Raw genomic sequence first — 9,438 nt, 5'->3', positions numbered from 1 at the left:
GCTGGACGCCCTACTGAGCAGAGAGCGCGCGGCCAGGACCGTGACGGACTCGAACCACCTTCCTTGCATCGCCGAGGAGTTTCCCGTGGACAGCGCCCCCTCTGCCGTATGAGCCACTAGGCGTACGTGCTGATGTCCTTGATCATGGCGAAGCCCAGGCCGTATGCGCTCATGCCTCTCCCGTACGCCCCCACGTGCACCCCCTGCTGCGTGGAACCCGCGAGGACCCAGCCGAACTCGGACTCGCGGTAGTGGAACGGCGTGGGGACGCCGTCCACCGGCAGCGACAGCGTCGACCAGTCCGGACCGGCCAGGTCGTCCGCGAGGGCCCAGGCCGTCTCGGTCTGCTGCTCCAGCCAGTCGTCCCGCAGGGAGTGGTCCATCTGGCCCGGCCAGGTGAAGGACAGCAGCCCCACACCCGCGAGCCAGGCCGCCGAGGACACCGAGGTGGCCTCCAGGAGCCCCGTGCCGTCCGCGCTGCGCCGCACGGGGTTGGCCGCGACCGTCACCACGACCGCGAACTTCTCCTTGGGCTCTCCGGCCGTCCCGACCGCGTACTCGTTCTTCACGGAGGGCTCGTCGCCGTGCCCGATCGAACCGTGCTCGACAGCGTCGTCGGCCGCCATCCCGACCTGCATCAGCCAGCGCGGACCCGTGAAGGCCTCGTCGAGGCCGTACCACGGGAAGGGCGCCAGCAGGTAGCCGTCGACCGTGCGCCGGGCGGAGGGCAGCTGTTCCTGGCCCTCCGCGGCCGGCGCCTGCGCGACTGCCTGACTCGTCGTCTCCATGTGCCCGGACGCCTCCTCGTTCTCGTCGGACCGGAGCGGCCCGCCCCCCTTCGGGCGGCGTTACTCCTCGAAGTACGGTCCGCACAACAACTCGGCAGCATAGCCACCCCGCTCAGGACAGCACGGAAACCGCCCGGCGCGTGGGTCGCGCCGAAGGCTGGTTCAGGCCGTGCGGAGGCGCCGTGGACTATGAAACGCGTCACGTAGGGCGCGGGTACGGCGCAGGGGATCAGCCGGGGCGTACGGCTCAGAGGCCCGAGTTCTCAGGTGGCGTCCGCGTCGAAGGGCGGGCGGTCGATCTCCTCGGGCTTCTTCGTCATGTCGACACGGCCGCCGGTGGAACCGGAGGTCGAGGAGGAGGGGGACGAGGAGGACGGCGCTTCGGTGCCGTGGACGGCGTCCGTGACCTCGGCCATCTCCTTCTTCAGGTCGAAACCGTTGCGGATCTCCTTGAGCCCCAGTTCGTCGTTGTCCAGCTGCTTGCGGATGAACGTCTTGGGGTTCAGGTCCTCGAACTCGAAGTCCTTGAACTCCGGGCCCAGTTCACTGCGGATGTCCTGCTTCGCGCTCTCCGAGAACTCACGGATCTTGCGGATCGTCCGTGTGACGTCCTGAATGACCTTCGGGAGCTTGTCCGGACCGAAGACGAGCACGGCAAGGACAACGAGCGTCACCAGCTCGAGCGGTCCTATGTCATTGAACACCTGAAGCTCCTTGCGATGTCCTCGGTCCTCGGCCCTCGGTGGTCTGTGCGGGTCTTCCGTGGTCCGGGCCGGATCCACGGTACCCGGCGATCCCGTACGACCGGTACCGTCCCGAGCTTTCCGAGTGCGTCTTCGTGCGCGGTTTTGGGGGGTTGTTTGCCTGTGGGGCGGTGGTGGGGGGCGTACCTGTGAGGTTCGTGTCCATCAGTCGCCGCCGGCGGAACCGAGCACCAGCGAGATCTTCTTCTCCTCGCCGCCGCGCCGCACGGTCAGTTCCAGGCGGTCGCCGGGGCGGTGGGCGCGGGTCTTGACGATCAGCTCCTCGCCGGAGTGCACGCGCTCGCCGTCCACCTCGGTGATGATGTCTCCCGCCTTGATGCCGGCCTTGTCACCCGGGCCGCCCTTGCTGACGGCGGGGCCGCCACCGGAGGCCTTGGTGCCGACGCGGGCGCCGTCCCCGGAGTAGTCCATGTCGAGGGTGACGCCGATGACGGGGTGGGTGGCCCTGCCGTTGTTGATGAGTTCCTCGGCGACCCGCTTGGCCTGGTTGACGGGGATGGCGAAGCCGAGCCCGATGGAACCGGCCTGGCCGCTCTCGTCGGTGCTGCTGTCGGCGGACCGGATGGCGGAGTTGATGCCGATGACACGGGCCTTCGAGTCGAGGAGGGGCCCGCCGGAGTTGCCGGGGTTGATCGGCGCGTCGGTCTGCAGCGCGTCGACGTACGAGACGTCGCTCCCGTCGGAGCTGTCGCCGCCGGCGGTGATGGGGCGTTCCTTGGCGCTGATGATGCCGGCGGTGACGGTGCCCTCCAGGTCGAAGGGGGCGCCGATGGCGACGACGGGGTCGCCGACCTGGACATTGTCGGAATTGCCGAGGGCCATGGGCTTCAGCCCGCGCACATTGCTGACCTTGACGACGGCCAGGTCGTAGCCGCTGTCCCGCCCCACGATGGTGGCCTTGGCGGTGTCCCCGCTGTTGAAGGTCACGGATATCTCGCCCGTACCGCCCGTGGACCCGGCGGCCGGTTCGACGACGTGGTTGTTGGTGAGGATGTGACCCTGGTCGTCGAGCACGAACCCTGTTCCGGTACCGGACTCGTCGGCGCCCGTCACATGCAGGGTCACCACGCTGGGCAGAGCCCGGGCGGCGATCCCGGCCACACTGTCCGGAGCCCGCCCGGCGGGCTCCTTCCCGGCCTGCGGCAGCTCTACGGCCCCTACGCCCCCGTTGCGCTCGAGGTACGCCCCGATACCCCCACCGACCACGCCGGACACCAGCGCCAGCGCCAAAGCACCCCCCACCAGCCCGCTCCGCACCCGCCGCCGCTCGACGGCAGCCCCGGTCTGCTGGAGGGGGGCGGCAGCCCAGGGGTCGTAGTTCTGCCAGGGGGTGGACAGGAGCGGGGCGCCGGGCGTACCGGCAAGATCGGACACGGCAGGAGGCGCCGGCTGGGCCGCCGTGCCGGAAGGCTGCGTGGGGGCGGAGGCACCGTGGGGCTCGGGGGCTGCCAGGGGGGCCGGTACGCCGGCGACGGGTGCACCGGGAGCCGGTGGCGGCACCGGGGTCGGGGCGGTCTGGTGCGTGGAGGCCGCCACGGGAGCGACCGGCGTTCCGGGAGGCGACGGCGGCATCGGAGCCGGGGCACCGTGGGGCGGCGCCGGGGCGGCCGGGGGCGTGGAGGCCGCCACGGGGGTGACCGGCGTTCCGGGGGTGACCGGCGTTCCGGGAGGCGACGGCGGCATCGGGGCCGGGGCGCCGTGGGGCGGCGTCGGTATCGCTGTGCCCTGCGCGGTTCTGGCCGCCGGGTGCTGTACCGGCGGAGCGGGGGCCCAGGGGCCGGGCTCGCCGTAGGGCGGGGTGCTGTAGGGATCAGGGTCGTGCAGCGGTCGGGGACGCTCGGCGGCGGGCGGGGCGGGGGCATCCAGGCCCCGGTCCGCGAAGGAGGCCGCCTCAGCGGGCGGGTGCAGCTCGAAGTCTCCCCCGGTGCGCGGCTCCTCAGGGTCCTGTCCCTCGGGGGTGCTCAGCGAGCCGACGGCGAGGCGGTCCCCGGCCGTATCCTGCGGAGCCATCAGCTCGAAGTCACCGTCGGGGAGAGCGCCTCCGCCCGTGGAAACCGAGCCCTCGCTCCCGGCAACAGCCGCGGCCTCAGCGGAAAAACCTTCCGGCTGGCCGAGCTCGACGTCTCCCTCGGGCACAGCCGCAGGGACGTCGTCAGCGCCCTCCGGCCGACCGGGCTCCGCGGCAGCCTCGGAGGCGGCTGCCCCACTGCGGTCCACGGCCGGCGGGTCCAACTCGAAGTCGCCGCCGGCACCGTGTGCCGGAGCTGCCCCACCGTCCACCGGCGCCGTCCCGGCCACGGGTCGCGGCCCGGCATCCGCAGCCCCACTGCGACCGGCCGCGGAGTCGGCGACCACCGTCGAGCCAGCAACCGCAGCCGCGACCGTCGGCGAATCCGGACTCGCATCCACAGACATCGGCGAACCGGCAGCGGCACCCGCCGCATCCACGACGGCCGTCGACCCCTCGGCCGGTCCTGCCGCCGTGTTCACGACCGCCGCTGAATCCGGAGCTGCGCCCACGGACGCCGGTGAACCGGCACCGGTAGCCGCAGCCTCCACCCGCCCCGCCGCCGAACCCAGTGCCGTCTCCGCGGCCCCCGGTGCAGGCGCCGCAGGGGTCTGCGGGCGTGGCCGGTTCCACCACTTCGGCTTCGTGGGCTTCCCCTCGTTCATGCTCTCCCCACAGCTGGCCACGGCGCAGCACGGCACGTCGGCGGTGGCCTCAGTCGTCGACTCCGCGCGCGGCTGACTGCCGTGGGCGCGGTCCACCCTGGATTCAACCAGGTTCGCGGGCCGTCGCGCAGGGGCCGGTCAGCGGGAGGCGTGGGGGGAGGAGGGAGCGGAGGCCGAGTCGGGGACGGGTGCGGCCAGCAGGCCGGGGGACGAGGCCTCGGGGGCCGTGGACCACGAGGTCAGGGTGAGCAGCGGGGTCGTGGTGAGCGGACGTATCAGCGGGGACATCACTGCGGCGCCCGCCATCACGGGGGTGGTCAGCGTGTGCACGGTCTGCGCCGCGGTGGCGGGGCTCGGTACCCCCGGCAGCAGCGGTGCGGACACCTGGGTGGGGGCCACCGGGGCGTCACCGAGCGACTGCCGGCCCTGCGCGAGCAGCGGGCCGCCGCCACGGCGCCGCTGGGTCTCGGGAGCCGTCGCGGCGCCCGTCCCCTGCGTACGCATCGGGGTCACATTGCTGCCCGCCCCCGTGCCGCCGCGCGCGTCCGTGGTGTCGACCGGGGTGCCCGTCGTGACGCCGCCCAGCGCGACCGCGGCGAGCGACACCGCGCCCGCGGCGACGAACGCGAACCGCATCCCGCGCGAGGCCGAGCGTTCGGCCTCGTGCCGGCTGACGTCGTGTATGCGGAAGCCGCGGTCCGCGGACGGCGGGAGCATCGGGGCGTGCGAGGAAGGGGAGGGGACGTAGTCGAACTCGAAGCGCTCACCCCGCTTCAGGCCGAAGACCCCGGCGGCGCCCGGTCTTCCGGGGGTGCTCCCGAGGAGTCCTCCCCCGCCGAACGGCGAGCCACCACCGTCCGGATCACCTCCCCCCGGAAGGCCCTGAAGCCTGGCCAGGAAACTCTCGGAGGGCGGCGGCGGAGCCGCCTCCGCGAACACGTTCTTCAGCTGTCGCTGCGCATCGGCCTCCGCCTTGCACTTGGCGCAGGTGGCCAGGTGGGCGAGGACACGCTCGCGCGACTCATGACCGAGCTCTCCGTCCACCAGGGCGGAGAGTCGGTCTCCCAGATGCTGCTCGGCCAGACGCCTTTCGGCGGGGCTGGGTCGTGTGCCACTCACGCGGTCGCGCCCCCTCCCCCCAGTGCGGGTACACGAGGCACGAAGGAACGCCGCTCGGAGGCCCGGGCCTCCGGCGAACGGTGTGCGAGAGCCTTGCGCAGCTGCGAGCGGCCGCGGTGGATCCGGGAGCGGACCGTGCCCAACTTGACGCCGAGGGTTGCGGCGATCTCCTCGTACGACAGTCCTTCGATGTCGCACAGGACGACCGCGGCGCGGAACTCGGGCGCGAGGGTGTCGAGGGCCTGCTGGACGTCCGCGTCGAAGTGGGCGTCGTTGAAGACCTGCTGGGGGGACGGCTCACGGCTCGGCAGCCGCTCGGCCGCGTCGTCGCCCAGGGCGTCGAAGCGGATGCGCTGCTTGCGGCGGACCATGTCCAGGAAGAGGTTGGTGGTGATCCGGTGCAGCCAGCCCTCGAAGGTGCCCGGCGTGTAGGTCGACAGGGACCGGAAGACGCGGACGAAGACCTCCTGGGTGAGGTCCTCGGCGTCATGCTGGTTACCGGTGAGGCGGTAGGCGAGTCGGTAGACGCGGCCACTGTGTGTGCTGACGATCTCCTCCCAGGTGGGCGGAGTCCACGCCTGCCCGTCCGCGTCGGTGGAGAAAGTCGCGGTCTGGGCGTGGTCAGCGGCGTGGCTGGGGTCAGCAGCGGTGTCGTTCACGGATTTCGGCCTGCCTGCCGACCCGAGAAAGCGCCGCAGCACTCCTCCCCGATCCACAGGCGCAGCCGCACCTCCCCTGTCGGCTCTGGTGGTGTCCAGTGGAGCCCCTACCATAGCCACCTCGCCCGTTAGCTCCGGATAAGCGGTTTTACGAGAATTTGATCTGGGCTGATACCGCTCGGGCCCCTGCTTCCGCAGTTGCTCGGGCCGCTGCCCCTCATCGTGATCCAACTGTGTCCCCCCGTGCCGTCTCCTACCCCTCTAAACGCCCGGTCCCATCTGCGGGTTCCCGGCCCCAACGGATACAGTCACGCCCAGGCAACCACGGGGACAGGAGAGGGTCATTACCGGCAACCGGCAGACGAGCTGGGCGTTCGCCGACGCCTACGTCGCCGAGGACGAAGTGCTGCGCTGGGCCCGCGACCGGGCCCGTGAGGCGGGCCTGCGCTCGGTGTCGCCCGGCACGGGCTCCGCGCTGCGGTTGCTGGCGGCTTCGGTGGACGCGAAGGCGGTGGCGGAGATCGGCACCGGCACCGGCGTCTCCGGCATTCATCTGCTGCACGGCATGCGCCCGGACGGGGTGCTGACCACGGTGGACCCTGAGCCGGAACACCAGCAGTTCGCCCGCCAGGCCTTCCGCGCCTCCGGTTTCGCAAGCAACCGCGCCCGGTTCATCCCGGGCCGCGCCCTGGATGTCCTGCCCCGGCTCGCGGACGCCGGCTACGACCTCGTCTTCTGCGACGGCGACCGTCTGGAGTTCCTCGACTATCTCGCTGAATCGTTGCGTCTGCTGCGCACCGGCGGCCTCGTGATCTTCGAGGGCGTCTTCGCCAACGGCCGCACGGTGGACTCGGGCCCGCAGCCCACGGAGGTCCTGCGGCTGCGGGAGCTGTTGCGCGCGGTGCGCGAGAGCCAGGAGCTGGTGCCTTCGCTGCTGCCGGTGGGTGACGGACTGCTGTGCGCGGTCAAGCGGTGAGGGGCCGGAACACGAGTGGAAAAGTCCGGGAAACAGCAACCCCGGCACCACTTGGATGCCGGGGCAACTGAAAGGGTATGGTCGCTTCCGCGTCAGCCGACGACCTTCTTGAGGGCGTCGCCGAGCGCGTCGGCCTCGTCAGGGGTCAGCTCGACGACGAGCCGACCGCCGCCTTCGAGCGGAACGCGCATGACGATGCCCCGCCCCTCCTTGGTCACCTCGAGCGGGCCATCGCCCGTCCGCGGCTTCATGGCCGCCATGCTCGTTCCCCTTCCTGAAACCAGCTCATCGTCAAAAGCCGACGGCCCTGGGAGGGCACGCCTGTCCAGCGTGGGACACGCGACACCGGCATCGAACACATTGCTTCCCAGCCATTATCCCGCATCTCAGGACCCGATGACCAACATCAGTCGGCATCGCTTGGGCAACGCGCGCGAGCAAAACCACTCAATTCGGCGATGTGACTGCGATACTGCGCGGCCGCACGGAGTTCCGCCGACCGGGAACCGTCCCGGATTCTTTGACGCAGGTCACACGTCCACTCCGGTCCCCCGGCGGTGATCTCCGCCATGCTGTCCTACGGACAGGGGCGTACCGGCCGGTACGCCTGAACCGCGACAGCCGAGGGGACACACCATGGCCGACACCGTGCTCTACGAGGTGAGCGACGGACTCGCGACGATCACGCTGAACCGCCCCGAGGCGATGAACGCGCTGAACATCGCGACGAAGGTCGCCCTGCGGGAGGCGGTTCGCTCCGCGGCCGAGGACGACGCGGTACGGGCGGTGCTGCTGACCGCCGCCGGGGAGCGGGCGTTCTGTGTGGGGCAGGACCTCAAGGAGCACATCGGGCTGCTGGCGCAGGACCGGGAGACGGGGTCCGGGCAGACGATGAGCACGGTGAAGGAGCACTACAACCCCGTCGTGCGGGCGATCGCCGGGATGGCGAAGCCGGTGGTGGCCGGGGTGAACGGGGTGGCCGCCGGGGCCGGCTTCGGTCTCGCCCTCGCCGCGGACTACCGCGTCGTCGCGGACACCGCAGCCTTCAACACGTCCTTCGCGGGGGTCGCGCTGACCGCCGACTCCGGCATGTCCTGGACCCTGCCGCGGGTCGTCGGCCCGGGGCGCGCCGCCGACCTGCTGCTCTTCCCGCGGAGCATCAAGGCGCAGGAGGCGTACGAGCTGGGGATCGCGGGCCGGCTGGTGCCGGCCGGCGAGCTGCATGCCGAGGCGGAGAAGGTGGCTCGGGCGTTGGCCGAGGGGCCGACGGTGGCGTATGCGGCGATCAAGGAGGCGGTGGCCTACGGGTTCTCGCACACCTTGTCCGAGACGCTGGACAAGGAGGACGAGTTGCAGACCCGGGCCGGGTCCTCCGAGGACCATGTGATCGCGGTGCAGGCGTTTGTGAACAAGGAGAAGCCGAAGTACTTGGGGCGGTGAGCTCCGTTGCGGGGTGCGCGCCCCTTACGGGGCGCTCCTCGCGACGCACCTTTCCAGATGGTCGTCCACCAGCCCGCACGCCTGCATCAATGCGTACGCCGTCGTCGGCCCCACGAAGCGGAGGCCTCGCTTCTTCAGTGCCTTTGAAAGGGCCGTCGACTCGGGGGTGACCGCCGGCACGTCCCCCAGAGTCTTCGGGGCCGGTCCCGGGGTCGGGGCGTAGGACCAGATGAACTCGTCCAGCTCACCCGGCTCCCACTCCGCCAGCACCCGCGCGTTGGCCAGTGTCGCGTCGATCTTGGCTCGGTTCCGGATGATGCCGGGGTCGGTGAGGAGGCGGGCCCGGTCCGTCTCCGTGAAGGCGGCGACCTTGGCGATCCTGAAGTCGGCGAAGGCCGCGCGGAAGCCGGGGCGGCGGCGCAGGATCGTGATCCAGGAAAGGCCCGACTGGAAGGCCTCGAGGCTGAGGCGCTCGTAGAGGGCGTCGTCGCCGTGGACCGGGCGGCCCCACTCCTCGTCGTGGTACGCCACGTAGTCCTCGGTGGACAGCGCCCAGGGGCAGCGCAGGGCGCCGTCCGGCCCGGCGATTGCGGTGCCGTCGCTCACTGCTGGTCCTCCCGGCCGCGCACCGGCTTGTCCATGGAGACGTGGTGTGCGGCGGCCTGGGCGCCCGCCAGCGCGGACTCCAGGTCGGCGATACGGGCGTCGCGCTCCGCGAGTTCGGCACCGAGGCGGTTGAGGGCGTCGTCGACGTCCGCCATGCGGTAGCCGCGGGCGGCGAGCGGGAAGCGGAGGCTGTCGACGTCCGTGCGGCCGACGGGCCGGTCCAGCGGCAGCGGGTCCTGGAGCCGCTCCGGGGCGACCTCGGGCAACGGGCCCTCGCTCTCCCCGCCGCCCACCACGGCCAGTGTCACGGCGGCGACCACGACGGCGAGAGCGACGACCAGGAACAAGAACATAACCATCGCTGTGGTCCCCACGCTCGATGTTCGGAAGCTGGATGAAGCTGAAGATGAAGC

General features: G+C 71.5%; 11 protein-coding genes. 3 read left to right on the top strand and 8 right to left on the bottom strand.

Features of this window, described 5'->3' with window-relative positions:
* Positions 1-116 precede the first annotated feature (116 nt).
* From ABT254_RS44870 to ABT254_RS44860, 3 genes are all read right to left on the bottom strand, one after another.
* Positions 117-788, bottom strand: a complete 672-nt coding sequence (locus tag ABT254_RS44870) for a hypothetical protein (RefSeq protein ID WP_351483497.1) — start codon at positions 786-788, stop codon at positions 117-119.
* A 263-nt stretch (positions 789-1,051) separates the two neighbouring features.
* Positions 1,052-1,492: a sec-independent translocase gene (locus ABT254_RS44865; RefSeq protein WP_351483496.1), complete on the bottom strand. Its 441-nt coding sequence runs from the start codon at positions 1,490-1,492 to the stop codon at positions 1,052-1,054.
* Positions 1,493-1,696: 204 nt separating this feature from the next.
* Positions 1,697-3,562: a S1C family serine protease gene (locus tag ABT254_RS44860; protein WP_351483495.1), complete on the bottom strand. Its 1,866-nt coding sequence runs from the start codon at positions 3,560-3,562 to the stop codon at positions 1,697-1,699.
* 472 nt (positions 3,563-4,034) lie between these two features.
* On the opposite strand from ABT254_RS44860, the gene ABT254_RS44855 reads away from it, so the two are divergent.
* On the top strand, positions 4,035-4,301 hold the full coding sequence (locus tag ABT254_RS44855) for a hypothetical protein (RefSeq protein WP_351483494.1): 267 nt from the start codon (positions 4,035-4,037) through the stop codon (positions 4,299-4,301).
* 62 nt (positions 4,302-4,363) lie between these two features.
* Here ABT254_RS44855 and ABT254_RS44850 read toward each other — a convergent pair whose 3' ends face one another.
* Both ABT254_RS44850 and sigE read right to left on the bottom strand, forming a co-directional pair.
* On the bottom strand, positions 4,364-5,344 hold the full coding sequence (locus ABT254_RS44850; protein WP_351483493.1) for an anti-sigma factor family protein: 981 nt from the start codon (positions 5,342-5,344) through the stop codon (positions 4,364-4,366).
* A complete protein-coding gene (gene sigE / locus ABT254_RS44845; protein WP_078912335.1) occupies positions 5,341-6,045 on the bottom strand; it encodes an RNA polymerase sigma factor SigE in 705 nt (234 codons plus the stop codon). Before sigE ends, ABT254_RS44850 begins: the two co-directional genes overlap by 4 nt.
* 301 nt (positions 6,046-6,346) lie before the next feature.
* On the opposite strand from sigE, the gene ABT254_RS44840 reads away from it, so the two are divergent.
* Positions 6,347-6,979 (top strand): O-methyltransferase, encoded by a 633-nt coding sequence (locus tag ABT254_RS44840; RefSeq protein ID WP_351483500.1) that lies wholly within the window; start codon positions 6,347-6,349, stop codon positions 6,977-6,979.
* A 92-nt stretch (positions 6,980-7,071) separates the two neighbouring features.
* Here the strand turns inward: ABT254_RS44840 and ABT254_RS44835 are convergent, their stop codons facing one another.
* A complete protein-coding gene (locus ABT254_RS44835) occupies positions 7,072-7,239 on the bottom strand; it encodes a DUF3117 domain-containing protein (protein ID WP_003966491.1) in 168 nt (55 codons plus the stop codon).
* 376 nt (positions 7,240-7,615) lie between these two features.
* Here ABT254_RS44835 and chcB point away from each other — a divergent pair, with 376 nt between their 5' ends.
* The gene (gene chcB / locus ABT254_RS44830; RefSeq protein WP_351483492.1) at positions 7,616-8,419 is read left to right on the top strand and encodes a 2-cyclohexenylcarbonyl CoA isomerase; all 804 of its coding nucleotides are present in this window, start codon (positions 7,616-7,618) and stop codon (positions 8,417-8,419) included.
* 24 nt (positions 8,420-8,443) lie between these two features.
* On the opposite strand, the gene ABT254_RS44825 is transcribed toward chcB, so the two are convergent.
* Both ABT254_RS44825 and ABT254_RS44820 read right to left on the bottom strand, forming a co-directional pair.
* Positions 8,444-9,025, bottom strand: a complete 582-nt coding sequence (locus ABT254_RS44825; protein WP_351483491.1) for a DNA-3-methyladenine glycosylase I — start codon at positions 9,023-9,025, stop codon at positions 8,444-8,446.
* Positions 9,022-9,378: a DivIVA domain-containing protein gene (locus ABT254_RS44820; protein WP_351483499.1), complete on the bottom strand. Its 357-nt coding sequence runs from the start codon at positions 9,376-9,378 to the stop codon at positions 9,022-9,024. Before ABT254_RS44820 ends, ABT254_RS44825 begins: the two co-directional genes overlap by 4 nt.
* Between the last annotated feature and the right edge of the window lie 60 nt (positions 9,379-9,438).

Origin of the sequence: Streptomyces sp. NPDC001137 (genome assembly GCF_040298885.1) — a bacterium.
In the GTDB taxonomy this organism is placed as follows: Bacteria; Actinomycetota; Actinomycetes; order Streptomycetales; family Streptomycetaceae; genus Streptomyces.
This window is presented reverse-complemented; position numbering and strand designations above follow the sequence as displayed.

Bases quoted from the DNA above. Each gene is read 5' to 3' on its own strand.
- ABT254_RS44870 (WP_351483497.1), bottom strand. From the start codon at position 788: ATGGAGACGACGAGTCAGGCAGTCGCGCAGGCGCCGGCCGCGGAGGGC.
- ABT254_RS44860 (WP_351483495.1), bottom strand. From the start codon at position 3,562: ATGGCTCCGCAGGATACGGCCGGGGACCGCCTCGCCGTCGGCTCGCTG.
- ABT254_RS44835 (WP_003966491.1), bottom strand. From the start codon at position 7,239: ATGGCGGCCATGAAGCCGCGGACGGGCGATGGCCCGCTCGAGGTGACC.
- chcB (WP_351483492.1), top strand. From the start codon at position 7,616: ATGGCCGACACCGTGCTCTACGAGGTGAGCGACGGACTCGCGACGATC.
- ABT254_RS44820 (WP_351483499.1), bottom strand. From the start codon at position 9,378: ATGTTCTTGTTCCTGGTCGTCGCTCTCGCCGTCGTGGTCGCCGCCGTG.